Here is a 16209-nt window from a genome sequence, read left to right on the forward strand (position 1 = left end):
CCTGACGGACAGCGTCCCCCAGAGGCGAAGGTCCCGCCCTACGGCATGGCCGGTCAACCGGCCGGGGACGGGACGGGACGCCACTCGAAGGCGTCGCCGCGGCGCCTGACCAGGCCCAGCCCCGGAAACGGCAGGTGGTAGGCGTGGACGAGCATGGTCTCGTCGGCCGCCCAGGCCAGGAGCCTGCGGCGGCTGAGCACCGACCGCTCGGCGTCGAGGTCCCACGGCGTACGCCAGGCGAGGTGGCTCAACTGGAGTCGGTCGTGGAAGGAGTCGCCGACGCAGAGCAACCGCTCCCCCCGGGACTCCAGCAGGACGGCCGTGTGCCCCGGGGTGTGGCCCGCCGCCTCGATGGTGCGGACGTGGGGCAGGATCTCGGCGCCGTACTCGAACGCACGCAGCCTCTCCCCGAAGACCCTGATCGCCTCCCGAGCCGGTGCGCGCTGGTCGGCCGGGGCCGAGCAGGCGGCGTCCGACCAGAACGCCACCTCGGCGGCGTGCGCGTACGGGGTCGCCCCCGGGAACGCCGGCTCCCCCGGCCACACGGCTCCCCGCGCGTGGTCTTCGTGAAGATGCGTGAACACGACGGCGGCCAGGTCGGACGGCGCGAGCCCGACCGCGGCCAGCCTCTCGTCGAGCCTGCCGACCATGGGGGAGACCTCCGGACCGTAGCCGAGGAAGCTCCTGCCGAGTCCGGTGTCGATCAGCGCCGACCCGGCCGAGGTCTCGACGTACAGGCAGTTGTAGCCGCACGGCACCGTGGTCCTGCCGACGCCCTCCGCCTCCACCGCGTCGCGCAGCTCCCGCTCCGGTACGCCCGAGGCGGGGGTGAAGAAATCGGACAGTGACGGCTCCCACGGCGGTGCGAACCGGCCGTCGCTGATCACAACGCAGGAGAGGTCCCCCACCGCGAAGCGGCGGACCGGCTCCCCCTGTCTCGGCTCGTACACGTCTCCCCCAAGCGTCCTCGTGTCGTCCGGTGAGATGGTTGACGGTTCCGCCCCAAAACATGGTTGAGGGATGCCCCAGGAACCATGACCGGCGGCGGACAAGTCAGGGCGAGCCGGTCATAGTCTGATGTGATGCCCCATTCCCCCGAGATCATCGATCCCGGCTCCCTGCCCAGGGCCGCGTTCGCCTTTCCCGGCCCGCTCCGGGACCAGCTTGTCGCGGCGATCATCGACGGCCGCAAGGTCGCCACGACCGCCCTGCTCATCGAGTACGAGCGCGCGGGCGAGGACCTTCCGAAGGTCGGCGCGCGTGCGACGGTGGTGGACTCCGCCGACCGTCCGGTGGCCGTCATCGAGGTGACGGACGTGCGCGTCGCGCCATTGGGAGAGGTGGACGAACTCCACGCGAGAGACGAGGGCGAGGGGCACACCACGGTCGCGGAGTGGCGCGCCGCCCACGAGGAGTTCTGGCACAGTCAGGCGATGCGCTCGGAGCTCGGCGACGCCGCCTTCACCGTGGACGACACCACCCCGGCGGTCCTGGAGCGCTTCCGCATGGTCGCCGACCTCCGTACGCCCTGACGGCGAAGCGACCTCGGCGGTTTCCGGCCCGGGCTCCCGTGGCCCGGGCTCCGCTCCCCCTCTGGTACGCGGAAACGGTCACCGAGTGGGCTCGATCATTCCTGCGGCTCGCCGGCGCCGGCGGGATACGTCGGGCCGGCCATTCCGGCGGGCAGCAGCAGGAAGACCTTCTTCTCCAGGCGATCCATCCTGCCCCGCCGTCCGAAGACCAGTCCGGCGGCGAAGTCCACGAACTGCTTGGCCTCGCCGTCGGGCAATCCCGTCAGATCCATCACCACCGGGGTGCCCGTACGGAAGTAGTGCCCGACGTACAGCGCCTCGTTGTAGTCCCGCGGACGCAGCTTCTTGATCACCGCTCCAGTCTGCCCCTGGGGTGGTGAGCCGCCAAGGGCGTCCTCCACGGGCGTACGTGGGGCCGAACCGCCGCGTTTGCCGCCATTATGCGGGAGTGAGGAGATTCTGGAGCGCCATCGCGGCCCACCTGCCGCGGAAGCGCGCGGAGCGGAGCGACCCCGACGAGGTGGAGATCGAGGCGATCGCCCGGGGCATCTGGCCCCTGTTGCTGGAGGCGCTGCGTCATCTCGCCCTACCCGCCCACGAGCAGATCCGCTGGATCGGGCGCATGTGCGTGGACGAGCTGGCCCTCGACTTCGACGACAGATATCAGGTGTCGTGGGCCGCGCAGGAGATGGGGTGGATCTCCGCGGAGCTGTCGCGGCACCTCGACGAGATCGACCGGCGCCTTTCGCAGCTCTCCGACGAAGGCGAGGCGCCCTGGAGCGAGGAGGGCCTGTGCCTGCACCCCACCTGGGCCTCGGTGCGCGAGCTGGCCGACCGTGCCATCGCCCTCATGCCGCCGGAGCCGTGGCTCGCCGAGCCGCCACGTGCCCATCCCTGAGACTTCCGTTCAGCCGACCGCGTTCTCACCCGCGAGCACGCCCACCGGGGCCCGCCGACGGGCCGGGATCGCCAGGGCCAGCAGCGCCGCCACCAGCGCCGCGCTGCCGCCGATCATGAAACTGGTACGGAACCCGGCCATCGAAGGCACCGAAGCCGGCCCCAGAGGCACCACCATGTGGCTGAGCACGACGCCGACGACGGCGCTGGCGCTCGACGTGCCGATCGAGCGCATGAGGCTGTTCAATCCGTTCGCGGCCGCCGTCTCCGAGGCCGGCACCGCCGACATGATCAGCGCGGGCATCGCGGCGTAAGTGAACGCGATCCCCGCCGAGATGACCGCGGAGATCAGGCCGATCTGCCACACCTGCCGGGTCATCCCCAGCGCCATCGCGTACCCCGCGAGGATGACCAGGCAGCCGATGAACAGCGAGGTCCTCGGGCCACGGGCCGCCGAGATGCGCGCGGACAGCGACGAGACCACCACCATCACCATGCCGCCGGGCAGCAGGCACAACCCGGCGGCCACCATGGACTGGCCCAGGCCGTACCCGGTGGCCTCCGGCAGTTGCAGGAGCTGTGGGAGGACCAGCGCCTGCGCGTACATGGCGAACCCGACCACGATGGAGGCGAGGTTGGTCATGAGGACCTGGGGACGCGCGCTCGTCCGCAGGTCAACCAGCGCGCCGCGGGCGCGCAGCTCGTACCGGCCCCATACGAGCAGCACGAGTGGCGTCGCGCCGAAGAGGCCGAGCGTGACGGGGCTCGACCAGCCCCAGTCCCCGCCCTTGGAGACGGCAAGCAGCAGGCAGATCAGCCCGGCGGAGAGCCCCAGCGCACCGACGACGTCGAAACGGCCGCCGCTGCGTACGGGAGACTCCGGCACCAGCGCGACCACCAGCGCCAGCACCACCACGCCCAGACCTGCGGACGCCCAGAAGAGCACATGCCAGTGGACGTACTGTGCCACCGCGGCGGCGGCCGGCAGGCCGAGCGCCCCGCCGATGCCCATCGAGGAGCTCATCAGCGCCATCGCCGAACCCAGCCTCGCGGGCGGCAACTCGTCGCGCATGATGCTGATGCCGAGCGGGATCACCCCGATGCCGAACCCCTGCAGCGCCCGCCCGGCGACCATCGGCACGAGCGAGCCGCTCAGCGCGCACACCACGGACCCCGCGACCAGCAGCGCCAGACTGAGCAGCAGCATCCGCCGCTTGCCGTACATGTCGGCGAGCCTGCTGATGACCGGCGTGGCCACCGCGCCCGCCAGCAGCGTCGCCGTGATCACCCAGGACGCGTCGGAAGCGGTGGTCCGCAGCAGGACGGGCAACTCGGCGAGCAGCGGAAGCACGAGGGTCTGCATCAGGGCGACCAGGATGCCCGCGCAGGACAGTACGGCGATCACACCTCTGGCACGCCGCGAGCCGATCTCGGCGCCTTCTTCATGACCGGTCAGTGACATCGCGTTCAAGAGCCCCCGCTCGCGAATCCGGCGGAGGGGCCTATATCCCGACACCGCAGTCTCGGTCGTACATGTCATATGCATCATGCACAATCGCTCATGTCAGGATTCAGGCGGGCCTCACTCAGCGAGACCGGCCCCCGGTCGCCGATACGATCAACAGCGCAGCCGTGCGCCGTTCTTAGGGGCAATCGATCGTGGAAACCTCCCGCCTCCAGGCGATCCGTACGCGCATGGTCAAACTGGCCGTCGCGGCCGTGGCCCTCATCGTGCTGGGCGCCATCACGCTGGCGCCGGAAGGCCGCCGGGAGGGAGGCGCCGTCTCCCCATCCGATCTCATCTCGTTCCGCCCCGACGGGACCATCCTCATGGCGCTCCCCGGTGTGACCTCCCCTGTCCTTGAGGTGTACGAGGACTACCAGTGCCCGTACTGCCGCGACTTCGAGCGGCTCAACGGCGGCGTCGCCAGGGAGTGGGCGGCGCAGGGCAAGGTCGCGTTGGTCATCCACCCCTTCACGGTGTTCGGCGAGAGTTCCGGCGTGACCCATGACAACTCGCGCCGGGCGCTCATGGCGTCTCTGTGCGTCACCGACCCGCGCAAGTGGCTCGCCTATCACGACGAGCTGTACGCCCACCAGCCCGAGGAGACGCAGGAAGGCGGCTTCCCCGTCGCGGAACTGGTGCGGTACGCCAAGGGGGTCGGCCTCGCCGAGGAGGAGTTCGCCGCCTGTCTGGACTCGGACAAGGCCTCCGCCCGCGCCGACGCGCTGTCGAGGCTCGCGTTCGCGCGCGGGGTGCAGGGCACGCCGACGATCCGCCTGGAAGGGCGCGACCTCGACTGGACCAGGCCCTGGGCCGCGCCCGTACAGCAGGCGTGACGGAGCACAGCTCCGCGGAGAGCGCCGTCAAGCGGCCGCCGTGGTCTCCCCCATGAGAGGACAGCGCCCCTCAGACAGCCTTGCTGAGGCTCTCGAACTCGTCGTCGGTCAGCTCGACCTCCGCCGCCGCCACGTTCTCCTCCAGGTGCGCGACGCGTGACGTGCCGGGGATCGGGAGCACCACGGGCGAACGGCGCAGCAGCCAGGCCAGCGCGAGCTGGGCGGGAGTCGCGCCGTGCTCCTGGGCGATGCTCGCCAGCGGGCCGCCCGGCTTGGCCAGCTCACCGGTCGCGATCGGGAACCAGGGGATGAAGCCCAGCCCCTGCCGCTCCGCGTACTCCAGCACCGCCTCCGACTTGCGGTTCGCCAGGTTGTACAGGTTCTGCACCGAGACGATCTCGGTGATGGACCTGGCCTGCTCGATCTCGTCGACCGAGACCTCGGACAGCCCGATGTGCCGGATCTTGCCCTCGGCCTTCATGTCGGCCAGCACGCCGATCTGGTCGGCGGCCGGCACCTCCGGGTCGATCCGGTGCAGTTGCAGCAGGTCGATCCGCTCCAGCCGCAGCCGGCGGAGCGACATCTCGACCTCCTGCCGCAGGTACTCCGGCCGGCCGACCGGGTGCCACTCCCCGGGACCGGTGCGTACGAGACCCGCCTTGGTCGCGATGACCAGCGAGTCGCCGTACGGATACAGCGCCTCGGCGATGATCTCCTCGCTGACGTAGGGGCCGTAGGAGTCGGCGGTGTCGATGAAGTCGACCCCGAGCTCCACGGCCCGGCGCAGCACCGCGCGCGCCTCGCCCCGATCGCGCGGCTCGCCCCAGACGCCCGGACCGGTGAGCTGCATCGCGCCGTATCCGAGCCGGACCACGGGCAGATCCCCGCCGAGACGGAAGGTGCCGCTGCGTTGCGCCGGAAGGCGCTCCCCCTGTCCTGCCATGTGCCACCCCCAAGAAGGTCGTAAGACGTTCCCCACCAGTCTCCGTGTGCCCCGAAACGGACATGCCGGAGCCCCCGGCGGAGACCGGGTCTCGGCGGCGACCGGCGGGGCAGCGGGTGAGGCACCGGGGACGCGGGCGGTCAGGCAGATCACGTTCGACGGGGACCGGGCGGCGGCACCCCGGCACCGCCGCTTGCCTCATGGGTGCGGGCGGGACCGGCTGTGCCCACGCCCGCCGATCCGTGGCGGGAAGAATGTCGGTCCCGACTGGTAGACCTGCGGCATGGAAAGTCTCGCTGATCAGGCCGCCGGTGTGGAGGAGTTCCTGCGGATCGTGCGGGGGCTTCCGGAGGCCGAGCTTGGCGCCCCGGGAACTCACGTCGGTGTGAAGGTACGCGGCAAGGGGTTCGCCTATCTCAAGGAGGACACGGGCGTCGCGATGGTGAAGGCGACGTTGGAAGAGCAGGAGGCGCTCGTCGGGCAGGCCCCGGAGGTCTTCACCCGCTCCTACACGTCGAACAGCTTCGGCTGGGTGGAGATCCGGCTGGACAGGGTGCCGCCGGACGAGCTGGCCGAACTCGTCACCGAAGCGTGGTGCCTCACCGCCCCTCGGCGCCTGGTCGAGGAGTACGAAGCCGGAAGGTGAGCCTGCTCGGCGATCCCACGACGTTCCCGCCGTCGGCGGGAACGTCGCCGGGTGTCAGGCGGGTCAGGGGCGTTGTCCGACGCCGCTGGCGAGCTCCTTGACGCGGCCCGCCACGCCCTCCTCGGGTGCGAGCGGGGGCGTGTCCATCCCTCCACCTTGGTGCAGGCCCTCGAGGAACTCCTCCAGCGCCTGCCGCCCGTTCCTGAGCGGGTGCCAGCCGAGCTCGTCGTGGGCCCGGGAGACGTCCATCAGCGGGATCTTCAGCGCCATCTCCAGCAGGCCGGGCGAGGCGGGCACCAGGCGCAGGTGCCAGCCGGCCGCCAGCGCCGTCCTCGCCAGCCGGGCGGGCAACGGCACGGCACGCGTACCGAAGATGTCCGCCAGAATCCGCGGCGTGATGACCGGGTCGGCGGCGAGGTTGAAGGCGCCGATGACGGGCCGGGTCACCGCGAGCCGGTAGGCCTCCGCCGCGTCCTCGGTGTGCAGCACCTGGAGCCGCAGCCCCGGGATGTCCGGCACGAACGGAACCAGCCCCGGACGGACCAGCCGCCCCGGCACGAGCGGGCCCGCGAAGATCCGCCGCTGCTCGCTGGCCGCCTCGCGCTTGAAGATGAAGCCCGGCCGCATCCGGACGACCCGGATGTCAGGGTGGTCCCGTTCGAAGATGTCCAGCAGCCGCTCGACGTAGGCCTTCTCCCGTCCGTACGCGGCGTCCGGCCAGCCGTGGGTCGGCCAGGTCTCGTCGACGGCCTGCTCCTTCGGCCCCGGCGAGTACGCCCCGACGGACGACGCGTAGACCAGCGTGGGCACCCTCGCCTTTCCGGCCGCGCGGAACACCCGCTCGCTGCCCATCACGTTGACCCGCCAGGTCGTCACCGGATCATGGGTCGGCTGGAACAGCCAGGCCAGATGGACCACGGCGTCGGCGCCGGTGAAGATCTTGGCCAGGTCCGCCGTCGCGATGTCGGCCTCCCGCCACTCCGTCTTGCCGGGCCGCCACCCGGGAAACCGCCGGGCGACGCCCACGATCGAGCTGATGCCCGGGTCCGACTCCAGCGCGGAGACCAGGCTCGTCCCTACGTTGCCGGTCGCTCCGACCACGACTACTCGCATGCGCCCCCGCTGCCCGAGGGAAGGCCGTCAAAACCCTCCTGCCTGCGGAGTCACCCGTTTCCCGCGCGCCGTGTACGGGCATGAGCCGATCTCTGGGGAAGAAGGGTGATCATGCTGAGGATGCTGGTACGCGGTGCTGCCGGGGGCGCCCTCGCCACCGTGGCACTGACCGCGGTGTCGCTGGCCGGAGATCAGGCCGGGGTCATGCGTGACCGGCCGTCCGGACGCGTCGTTCCGGGCCCGCCTCCCCGACATGTGCGCCACCGGGCTCGGCCCAGCGAGTCCCTCGCCCACTTCGGGTTCGGCGTGGCGTCCGGAGCCGTGTTCTGCGCCCTGTCGCGCGGGCGCGCCAACCTGCCGCTGGGCATCGGGTACGCGCTGGCGGCCTGGGCCGCGAGCCAGCGCGGCTGGGTGCCGCGCATCGGCATCCTGCCGCCGGACACCCGCGACGACTCCTGCCGCGCCGCCGTGCTCGCCGCCGGCCACGTGCTGTACGGAACGGTCCTCGTGGCCACGGTCAACCACCTCATCCGCCCCTGAGGTCCGCTCGGGAAGACGCGCGGCGTGCTCTGGATCACCGCGCTCGACGGCCTGCCGGCGCAGCCGTGGTCGGTCTTCTCACCGCTTCGGAGGATGCGCGACCTGCCGTCCGACGACGCGAGGGCTCCGGTGAGCGTGGAGCTTGCAAAGCGGCAGGAGTCACTCGTGCACCGAGCGAACGCCTCGACGAGTGCGGTGAGCCGATCGCGGTCGCCGGGGACCATCCCTTGCCGTTCGTCGTAGAGGATGAGCTGGTTGATTTCCTGGAGGAGCAGAGCCAAACATTAGGCGCGTCAAGGGCATGGGCGAGCGTGGTGACCGTCTTCATGCGACCTCAACACGCAAGATGGCGAAGTGCGATGACACCACAGCAGGACGTGCCCGGCCGATCACCCCGACCAGTTGTCGGCCAGTGGATCCGTGGAACGGTATGCCGACGGTCCGACGCGGCTCGTGCTGAACCTGCTGTTCACCGGCGACGCGAGCGCCCGCGAGTCCGTGATCCGTGATGCCTGGGGCGGCGCGCTGACCTCCCCTGATACCGGCCCGTCTGCGGCGGGCGCCGCAACCGTTCACGACAGTGCGGCCGATGAGCAGGAGCACGTCGACCGCAGATCCGGTGCGCGCCAAGACGATTGATCAAGTGGCGTAAGGACCATATCTTGTCTTGGCCAATAGACCAGTCCGAAATCTGTGTTCCGGGCAGCGAAAACGACCGCGTCGCGCCGGGGGTGACCGCGCAGGGCCGTGTGTTGAAGCGCAAGCACTCAGACCACCACGGCGATCAGTCGTGCCGTCAACGTGCGGTGCCATCCGTCTGCAGGCGCAATTGATCGGAGGAACGGGCGATGCAGTTTCGTTTACTAGGGCAGACGGAAGTCCTCATCGACGGCGCGACCGTACCTTTACCTGGACCAAGACAGCGGGCGCTGCTCGCCGCGCTGCTGTTGTCGGCGAATCGCCCCATCACGGTGGACCATCTGGTCGATGCCGTCTGGGGTGAGGAACCACCCGCATCCGCCGGGCCCAACCTTCGCCAACATCTGACGGCGCTGCGCCGAAGGCTGGGCACTGAGGCGTCGCGAATCGTCGGGCGGCCTGGCCGGGGATACCTGATCGAGGTCCGACCGGGAGAGCTCGACCTGGACGTCTTCACCGGCCTCGTCCAGCAGGCCCGGGGGCGGGCCGAGCCCGAGGAGGTCGTCGACCTGCTCAGCCAGGCGCTGGCGCTCTGGCGGGGCGAACCCCTGCAGGATGTTCTTCCGTACCCGATCTTCACGGCCGCGGCCACGCGGTTCCGCGAGTACAGGATCGCCACACTGGAGGAGTGGTTCGATGCCCGGCTGAGCCTGGGCCACCACGAAGACGTTCTGCCCGAGCTGCGCGCCCAGGTTGTCGAGCACCCGCTACGGGAACGCCTGTGGGGTCTCCTGATGCGGGGCCTGTGCCAGGCCGGACGGCAGGGCGACGCTCTGAAAGCGTTCCTTCAGGCCCGCAGAACACTGGCGGAAGAGCTCGGTATCGCCCCCGGCGTGGAGCTCCAGGAGCTGCACATGAGCATCCTGGCCGCCGAATCGGGGTTGCCGGGACCGCGTCCGACTCCGCGGAAGCAAGAGGACGTCGCGGCGCCCTGGCATTTGCCGAGAGCGGTCAGCCATTTCACCGGGAGAGCAGACCATCTCGCCGAGTTGGACCGGCTCGCCGATGTGGCAGGGCGGATCGACGCGGGCACTGTGGTGATCTCTGCGATCGCCGGAGGCGGCGGGGTGGGCAAGACCGCCTTGGCGGTCCACTTCGGGCACCACGCTGTCGGGCGATTCCCACACGGGCAGCTCTTCGTGAACCTGCGCGGCTTCGACCCGTCCCGTCCGCCGACGTCCGCCGGCGATGCCCTGGAGTACCTACTCCAGGCTCTCGGAGTCGACTCCGGCAAGATCCCCGAGCAGGAGGACCAGCGCGCCGCCCTCTACCGCAGTCTCCTCTCGGACAAACGGATGCTCGTGGTCCTCGACAACGCCGTCGACGCGGAGCAGGTCCGCCCGCTGCTGCCGGGCAAACCGGGCTGCCTGACCGTGGTGACCAGCCGCAACCGCCTGGCGGGCCTCGTCGCCCGGGACGGCGCACACCGCCTGACCCTTGGCGCGCTGTCGCCGGCTGAGGCCGTGGAACTTCTCGGCAGGATCATCGGCGGAGATCGGCTGGACGCCGAGCCCGCCGCCGTGCACCGCATCGCTCGACTGTGCGGCCATCTTCCGCTGGCGCTACGGATCGCGGCCGAGAGGGCCATGATCGATTCCAGGCTGTCCCTCACGGCTCTGGCCGACGATCTGGCCGACGAGCGCAATCGCCTCGACGTACTCGAGGTCGACGATGACGGCGCCACCTCAATCCGCGCCGTTCTCTCCTGGTCATACCGGGCGCTCCCCACGAAAGCCGCCAGGATGTTCCGGCTTCTGAGCCTCCACCCCGGCCCCGAGTTCGGCCTTGAAGCAGCCGCAGCCCTCTGTGATCTGACTCCGGATGAGACCGGGCCGCTCGTCGATGCGCTGGCCGACTGCCATCTGCTTGAAGTCACTCATGACGGCCGTTATCGATTCCATGATCTGGTACGGGTTTACGCCGCCCACAGCATGGCGCAGGACGAGCCGAGCGAGCGCGCGGCGGCCACCCACCGGCTCCTGGATTGGTACCTGCGCACGGCGGCCGCAGGAAGATCCATGCTCACCCCCGACGCTCAGCGACGTCTTCCCGATGGCAAGCCCGGCCGGTGCCCGGCCCTCGTCTTCACCACCCGCGAGGAAGCGCTGGCCTGGTACGAGCTCGAACGAGTGAACCTCGTGGCGTCGGTGCGCACGGGCGTCGAGGTCGGGCATCTCACGCTCGTCTCGTTGCTTTCGCGCAACATGCTCGACTACTTCTACATCAAGAGTCGTTGGGCGGAGCAGATGGAGGTCTATCGGAACGGCACCGACGCCGCGCGCCGCAGCGGTCGAGGCTCCGACGAGGCGGCGATCCTGATCGCAATGGGGAGCGCGCTGCGCGAGCGAAGGAAATACAGCCAGGCCATCAACGCCATCCGACGGGCGATCGACCTCCAGCGGAGCATGGGAGAAGGAGAAGCCTCGGGGAGAGCGATTATCGGACTGGCGATCACCTATATTCAGATCCGCTGCTATGACGAGGCTAAAGAACGGCTCTATGAGGCACTCGCCCAGGTACGAACGGACGAGGATCGGTACGGCGAGGCCTCGGCGCTCGTCAACCTGGGGTACGTGTGCCTGGATCAGAACGAGTTCGAGGATGCACTCCGCTGGTCCCGCGAGTCGCTCGATATCTGGCGCGCGATCGAGGATCCGCGGGGAGAGGGCTACAGCCTGGACTGCATGGCAAAGGCGCACGAGGGCCTGCGGCGGCCCGGCGACGCTCTGAGCTACTTCGAGCAGGCTGTCGCCGTCCTGCGGTCGGGGCGTTGATAGCGGCCGTCTGAGCCAGCATGAGGCTATGCGCCCGTTATGCGCCGGTGGGTGAGCCTGGCCAAGTCGCACCGGGAACACGGTGCGGCGACCGTGGTCCGCACCGATACCGACGGAGGAACCATGCCCACCCAGATCGTGAACCTGCCTGCCTTCCCCTTGAGATCTGACGGACGACCGATCGTGCTGACCGACTCCTCGTATGAGCGTGCCTGGGTGCCCGCCTACTGGGCGCCGGCGTCGCCGCAGCAGTAGCCCGCCAGAAACGACTCAATCGGCGGCGGTATGGCATCCCCGTACCGCCGTCCCAGAACACCCTGGCAAGCTCCGGAGGACGTGCGGCACGTTGAACCTCACCGAACAGGCCGACCTGGCGCTGGCATCCGACCCCCAGTTCGGGGCCAGCACCGTCATCGAAGCCAAGAACATCGCCCGTTACCGCCTGGGACTGGCCGTCCTGGCCGGACGACGCGTACCCGACGCCGCGCCGCTTTTCAAGCAGCTCGCCGAGATGGACGACGCGGGACTGCGCCCGATGATGTACGACCCTGTCCTGCGGAACGCCTTCGAGGATGACGTCGCCGCTCTGGAGAACGGGGTCGCCGAGCCCGGCGCGCTCGCGCACTACCTCGCCCTCGGTCTGGACGTCTCCGCTGACGGCCAGGGGCCGTGCGAGCGGTTGACCACCCCTGCGGTCCGACTGTCCCCTGGCCAGGGCATCGCGTGGGTGTGGACCGAGCTGCGGCCGTCCTCCCCGGCCGAACAGGCCGTGGCGGACCGGCTGGAGGAACTCTTCGCCGGGTCTTTCGCGGACGCCCGTGACGCCGGCAGGGTCGTCCCGGATGAGGGCATGCTCGCGGCGCTCCATCGGGGCCGGGCGCTACTGGCCGATCTCCTGCCCAACGCGGCCGCCGGAATCTTCCCGCACATCTCGCTCGTGGGATTCGCGCGCGGCGAGATGGCGGACGGTCCGTTCAACTCGCTCGCGGGTGGCGACCCGCTGCCGTCCGCCGTCCTCATGACGCCGGAACGGCTCGGCGATCCGTGGATGACCGCGGAGATCCTGCTCCACGAGGGCCTGCATCTCAAGCTGTTCGACGTCTTGCGGACGTGTTCCCTGGTGCGCGACCCCGACCAGTTGGTGCCCATTCCGTGGCGGATCACCTCGTGGACCCTGACCCGGGTGCTCTTCGCCCTGCATGTGTATGTCCACATGGTGCTCTTCCGCGCGGCGGCGACCGATGCTTCGGCCGAGTTGCGCGGCCGGTACGGCGAGCCGCCGGCGACCGAGGTCGTCGACGCGCCGACCGAAGGGAGCGAGGCGGCGGAGACAGGCGATTTCCTCACCAGCCTGCAGCGCGCGCGGTACCTCGGCCAGCAGGCGGCCGAGACGCATCGCGAGCGGTTGACCGCCGAGGGCAGGCGGTTCGTGGACTGGCTGCTGGCGGCGCTGGACACCCTCACGCCGAGGCCCGAATCAGCGAGCGAACCCACGGTGGCCGCTGGAACGGAGGAGCCCGGGGACGCGGCCGACGCAGCGCTCCTGGAACCGGCTCGGCACCCGATGGCAGACGAACCGGTCCCGGCGGTTTCGGGATACCGGAAGGCGGAGCCGGTCTCCGTGTGCCCGATTCCCGAGCACCGGCAACTGCTCGCGTTCTCTCCGGATCCCCCGCGGTTCCGCTGGCTCAACGAGCATGCCTGGTTCATCTACGCCCTCTGCGATGGCGGAGACATTGACTCCATCCGGAGCCGATACCGCGCGACGACGGGGGACGTCACGGACGAACGTCTGGAAACGGGCCTTGCGGCCCTGGTGTCCGCGGGACTCATCGTGCCCGCGTGAGGGCAACAGCCCGGCATTCCAGCAGGTTCAAAGGGAGCCCCGTGCCTGGTGGCCGTCCCTCGTCCGGGCTGGCCTGCTCGGCTCGGTCACCGATCTCGGGAACGACTTCCTCGGCACCTGGACCGACAAGACAGGCACCAGCAAGCGGTTCCCGGCCTGGGAAGAGGCCGTCTCCCATCCGCCCAGCACGCGGGCGAGGGGTTGCGGTTCCACGACCTACGGCACTGCTACGCCAACTGGCTCGTCTCCGAGGGAGTCCCCGTCAACGACGTGGCGGGGCTCATCGGGCATGAGCAGATCTCGACCACGCTCAACCGCTACACACACGCCTCCCGCGACCGCAACGGCCGCGCTCGGGCGGTGTTCGCCGGCTTCTCCCTCAACCCGACCACGGAGAAAGCGACAACAGCCGAACCGTCCACTTCTGCAGAACCAACCGCATAGTTCCTGATCAGACAGAGGGCCCGACTCCACCATCTGGAGTCGGGCCTTCATCTAGCGGCCACCGGCATGGGCCTGGAGAGTGAATGGCTGGATGTGAGGACGCACCCGTCGTCATCCTCAACAACCCTGATGCCTGACCCGGTCACCGGCGAGCCTCCTCGTCACGGTGCAGCGGCTCACCCACTCCGAGGAGATCCGCTGACTTTTCGCTGGCTCCGGCCCCGGAGCCCTCAGCGGACACCACGCCGCATGATCCCGGCCACCGACGACCTGCACGCCGCTTGAGCAGTAGAAAGGCCCGCCAGGTGGATTCACCTGGCGGGCCTTCGGCCTGGTGGAGCTATGGGGATTTGAACCCCAGACCCCTTCGATGCGAAGCCACCTACCACTGAATCCCTACTGCGGTGGGAAAGCATCTGGCCTGGACACGTAGTCCGCCTGAGTCCGCACACGTTCGGGCTTGTGCGCTGCGGTTGTCACCCAGTTCGTCACTCAGCCCTACTGCGCAGTGTGGAGCTGAGCCCTACCCTTGGCTCATGTACCCCTGCCTCGACGTCTACGTCTGGATATCCGAGCGCAGACCTGAGACTTTCATGCGGTTCATCGAAAGCTACGTCAACGCCGCTGATCCTGGGGACGACCGGTTACACGCCTTCACACGGTTGCACGTCATAGGAACCGGAAGCGAGGCCGACGCCGAGGAGGTTAACGAACTCCGGTTCGACCCCGCCGACGATGCCTTCACGCTATACCTACGAGGTCGCGAACATTATCAAGCCATCATCACGGTTACCCGTGACGGCGCCGCCGTGCTGGGACTCAGTGTCGAAGCCCCGGACGATAAGCTGGAAAGGCTCGCGCAGGCTACGCGGCTCGTTGAGCAACTCCGTCGCCAGTTCTCCGCCCCGGCAGGGATCGCCGGGGTCGAACTCCCTCCGCCTCGAGACCGCGTGGAGTGGCGAGAGGAAGAACAGGTGGAGCTCAGGGTTGGTGCAATCCCCGCACCATAACCCGACTTACCGTGGCCACATGATTACAAGAAAAGGGCAGGCCCCTCGTGGATGGCTCGCCGCCCTGTTGGGTCGGCAGGTGCGGGCTGGCGGAGTGTGCTCGTGTAAGTCGACGTTGCTGTACGGGTTGCTGTACAGACGCAGCTCGGTGTCCGGCTTTTAAGACTGATCATGCTCGGTGGAGATCGTCACATAACCAGACGTCCACAAATCCTTATCCACGTCATATTCGGCCACGTCGAAGCAGTCGGGCTCATCCTTGAAACCCGGGAGGGTCCGCGCTCGCTCGATTCGCGCTCGCGCAAGGCCTTCGCTGGAATAGACACCCAGGATCTTGAAGTCGTCTTCGTCGTCTAGGTAGGTGATCGGTCGGCCGTCCTCCTCAAAATGCTGGACGTTACCGTCTTCATCTGTATTGAAGTGATGTATGTGCCACAGGAGGTAGACCTTCACGAACGCAGGTTAGCCCAGGTGTAGCGCTTCGGCCCTGCACGCGGCCCCGCCGACGACGTAGCCCTGGCCTACCTGGAGTCGGCCTGTAAGCCCGGTTCAATTTCCGCACGCTCCCTACCTGCATGCTCTCGCCCTGCATCTGGAGCGACCTGCGAAAACGCTTCCATCCGTTGTCATCGCTTGCCAGTACTTTCCGACGCCGTGTGCCCCAAAGTGCCCCCAGGGCGGCCGATCGCCCTGTCATCGGAGTCTGAGGTTCTGGCCTAAATGTCCTCCCCGCCTCCGATCTTGCGGGCGTCTCTATTGGCCAGCAAGACCACCAAGCGAGCGGCTAACACGCCCAGGAGCCAGATGACCCCCGACCAAAACACGGAGGCGGTGACATGGGCCGAGGTGATCTGTTGGCGACCTTGGATGATGTAGTCCCCTAGTAGGTCCCACACGCACTTCGCCGCCACAAAGCAGGTCCAGCCCAGAAGCATCTTCCGGGCCTTCGGGCTCCACTTCTGACGAACGGCCCTCATGTGACGCACTCCCTAGTTCGGTCACGCGCTGGTCGCAGGCCCTCATGGCCTGATCACGAGAGTTCCTGCGCTTTCCACGTCTGCCAACACCGTGCAGAGGTGCGGACGAGCCAGCGCGACCCTCGAAAGAGGAGCCGGGCAAGGCCGAAGAGGAACGCGACCTGGAACAACAGAGCGCACATGAGCATGGTCTCGTTGAGTAACTTTCCGCCGACCCAATCACTTGCCCAATCTCCGACGACGGGCGTGATGACCACGCCCAACACGTACCCGATCATCATCAACGCTTCGTTATACGCGGCACGCATGAACTGATCGTAGGGCTGCGGCAAAACCCGCACACTTCCCTGTCCTGATCTCTCGTCTGCCATCGTCCCACCGCGAAGCGGCAGCAGGCCGGCGACTGAGGGTCAAGCCCAGCCTCGCGTGTACCTGTTCCCGGTGACCT

18 protein-coding genes are annotated in these 16209 nt (G+C 68.7%); 11 read left to right on the forward strand and 7 right to left on the reverse strand.

The window, feature by feature from the left end; translation table 11 throughout:
• Nucleotides 1-53: 53 nt before the first annotated feature.
• Nucleotides 54-950: an MBL fold metallo-hydrolase gene (locus AWQ68_RS24415; RefSeq protein WP_066944056.1), complete on the reverse strand. Its 897-nt coding sequence runs from the start codon at nt 948-950 to the stop codon at nt 54-56.
• Between the two features lie 132 nt (nt 951-1082).
• Between AWQ68_RS24415 and AWQ68_RS24420 the strand changes: the two genes are divergently transcribed.
• Entirely contained in the window at nt 1083-1532 is a 450-nt protein-coding gene (locus AWQ68_RS24420) for an ASCH domain-containing protein (protein ID WP_066944057.1), read from the forward strand.
• 95 nt (nt 1533-1627) lie between these two features.
• Here the strand turns inward: AWQ68_RS24420 and AWQ68_RS43655 are convergent, their stop codons facing one another.
• Nucleotides 1628-1885, reverse strand: coding sequence for a cell division protein SepF (locus AWQ68_RS43655; RefSeq protein ID WP_066944059.1), 258 nt, complete (start codon nt 1883-1885; stop codon nt 1628-1630).
• Nucleotides 1886-1980: 95 nt separating this feature from the next.
• Between AWQ68_RS43655 and AWQ68_RS43660 the strand changes: the two genes are divergently transcribed.
• Nucleotides 1981-2430, forward strand: a complete 450-nt coding sequence (locus AWQ68_RS43660) for a hypothetical protein (protein ID WP_066944061.1) — start codon at nt 1981-1983, stop codon at nt 2428-2430.
• A gap of 9 nt (nt 2431-2439) precedes the next feature.
• On the opposite strand, the gene AWQ68_RS24435 is transcribed toward AWQ68_RS43660, so the two are convergent.
• Complete coding sequence (locus AWQ68_RS24435) at nt 2440-3891, reverse strand: MFS transporter (RefSeq protein ID WP_066944063.1); 1452 nt, start codon at nt 3889-3891, stop codon at nt 2440-2442.
• Nucleotides 3892-4088: 197 nt separating this feature from the next.
• On the opposite strand from AWQ68_RS24435, the gene AWQ68_RS24440 reads away from it, so the two are divergent.
• A complete protein-coding gene (locus tag AWQ68_RS24440; protein ID WP_157545651.1) occupies nt 4089-4769 on the forward strand; it encodes a DsbA family protein in 681 nt (226 codons plus the stop codon).
• Between the two features lie 70 nt (nt 4770-4839).
• Here the strand turns inward: AWQ68_RS24440 and AWQ68_RS24445 are convergent, their stop codons facing one another.
• Nucleotides 4840-5712 (reverse strand): aldo/keto reductase, encoded by an 873-nt coding sequence (locus AWQ68_RS24445; protein WP_066944067.1) that lies wholly within the window; start codon nt 5710-5712, stop codon nt 4840-4842.
• Between the two features lie 283 nt (nt 5713-5995).
• Here AWQ68_RS24445 and AWQ68_RS24450 point away from each other — a divergent pair, with 283 nt between their 5' ends.
• A complete protein-coding gene (locus AWQ68_RS24450) occupies nt 5996-6358 on the forward strand; it encodes an MmcQ/YjbR family DNA-binding protein (protein ID WP_066944069.1) in 363 nt (120 codons plus the stop codon).
• A 63-nt stretch (nt 6359-6421) separates the two neighbouring features.
• On the opposite strand, the gene AWQ68_RS24455 is transcribed toward AWQ68_RS24450, so the two are convergent.
• Nucleotides 6422-7471 (reverse strand): NAD-dependent epimerase/dehydratase family protein, encoded by a 1050-nt coding sequence (locus AWQ68_RS24455; RefSeq protein ID WP_066944071.1) that lies wholly within the window; start codon nt 7469-7471, stop codon nt 6422-6424.
• A gap of 111 nt (nt 7472-7582) precedes the next feature.
• On the opposite strand from AWQ68_RS24455, the gene AWQ68_RS24460 reads away from it, so the two are divergent.
• The 7 genes from AWQ68_RS24460 (at nt 7583) to AWQ68_RS24485 (ending at nt 14784) form a co-directional block, all read left to right on the forward strand.
• Nucleotides 7583-8011: a hypothetical protein gene (locus tag AWQ68_RS24460; RefSeq protein WP_066944296.1), complete on the forward strand. Its 429-nt coding sequence runs from the start codon at nt 7583-7585 to the stop codon at nt 8009-8011.
• Nucleotides 8012-8431: 420 nt separating this feature from the next.
• Nucleotides 8432-8650, forward strand: a complete 219-nt coding sequence (locus tag AWQ68_RS24465; RefSeq protein ID WP_157545653.1) for a hypothetical protein — start codon at nt 8432-8434, stop codon at nt 8648-8650.
• Between the two features lie 209 nt (nt 8651-8859).
• Nucleotides 8860-11484 (forward strand): AfsR/SARP family transcriptional regulator, encoded by a 2625-nt coding sequence (locus AWQ68_RS24470; protein WP_066944075.1) that lies wholly within the window; start codon nt 8860-8862, stop codon nt 11482-11484.
• A 51-nt stretch (nt 11485-11535) separates the two neighbouring features.
• On the forward strand, nt 11536-11739 hold the full coding sequence (locus AWQ68_RS24475) for a hypothetical protein (RefSeq protein ID WP_157545655.1): 204 nt from the start codon (nt 11536-11538) through the stop codon (nt 11737-11739).
• 91 nt (nt 11740-11830) lie between these two features.
• Nucleotides 11831-13330, forward strand: a complete 1500-nt coding sequence (locus tag AWQ68_RS44325) for an aKG-HExxH-type peptide beta-hydroxylase (protein WP_066944079.1) — start codon at nt 11831-11833, stop codon at nt 13328-13330.
• Nucleotides 13331-13531: 201 nt separating this feature from the next.
• A complete protein-coding gene (locus AWQ68_RS44330) occupies nt 13532-13774 on the forward strand; it encodes a tyrosine-type recombinase/integrase (RefSeq protein WP_218007009.1) in 243 nt (80 codons plus the stop codon).
• Between the two features lie 536 nt (nt 13775-14310).
• Nucleotides 14311-14784 (forward strand): hypothetical protein, encoded by a 474-nt coding sequence (locus AWQ68_RS24485; RefSeq protein ID WP_066944081.1) that lies wholly within the window; start codon nt 14311-14313, stop codon nt 14782-14784.
• Nucleotides 14785-14943: 159 nt separating this feature from the next.
• Here AWQ68_RS24485 and AWQ68_RS24490 read toward each other — a convergent pair whose 3' ends face one another.
• Nucleotides 14944-15237: a DUF7336 domain-containing protein gene (locus AWQ68_RS24490; RefSeq protein WP_066944083.1), complete on the reverse strand. Its 294-nt coding sequence runs from the start codon at nt 15235-15237 to the stop codon at nt 14944-14946.
• 577 nt (nt 15238-15814) lie between these two features.
• Nucleotides 15815-16069, reverse strand: coding sequence for a hypothetical protein (locus AWQ68_RS24500; RefSeq protein ID WP_157545657.1), 255 nt, complete (start codon nt 16067-16069; stop codon nt 15815-15817).
• Nucleotides 16070-16209 lie beyond the last annotated feature (140 nt).

The organism is Microtetraspora fusca, from assembly GCF_001570365.1.
GTDB classification, from domain to species: domain Bacteria; phylum Actinomycetota; class Actinomycetes; order Streptosporangiales; family Streptosporangiaceae; genus Microtetraspora; species Microtetraspora fusca.

Excerpts from the sequence above, each read along its gene's own strand:
- AWQ68_RS24420 (WP_066944057.1), top strand. The coding sequence starts at position 1,083 with ATGCCCCATTCCCCCGAGATCATCGATCCCGGCTCCCTGCCCAGGGCC.
- AWQ68_RS24500 (WP_157545657.1), bottom strand. The coding sequence starts at position 16,069 with ATGCGTGCCGCGTATAACGAAGCGTTGATGATGATCGGGTACGTGTTG.
- AWQ68_RS24460 (WP_066944296.1), top strand. The coding sequence starts at position 7,583 with ATGCTGAGGATGCTGGTACGCGGTGCTGCCGGGGGCGCCCTCGCCACC.
- AWQ68_RS24455 (WP_066944071.1), bottom strand. The coding sequence starts at position 7,471 with ATGCGAGTAGTCGTGGTCGGAGCGACCGGCAACGTAGGGACGAGCCTG.
- AWQ68_RS24470 (WP_066944075.1), top strand. The coding sequence starts at position 8,860 with ATGCAGTTTCGTTTACTAGGGCAGACGGAAGTCCTCATCGACGGCGCG.
- AWQ68_RS24485 (WP_066944081.1), top strand. The coding sequence starts at position 14,311 with ATGTACCCCTGCCTCGACGTCTACGTCTGGATATCCGAGCGCAGACCT.
- AWQ68_RS24435 (WP_066944063.1), bottom strand. The coding sequence starts at position 3,891 with ATGTCACTGACCGGTCATGAAGAAGGCGCCGAGATCGGCTCGCGGCGT.
- AWQ68_RS24450 (WP_066944069.1), top strand. The coding sequence starts at position 5,996 with ATGGAAAGTCTCGCTGATCAGGCCGCCGGTGTGGAGGAGTTCCTGCGG.
- AWQ68_RS24445 (WP_066944067.1), bottom strand. The coding sequence starts at position 5,712 with ATGGCAGGACAGGGGGAGCGCCTTCCGGCGCAACGCAGCGGCACCTTC.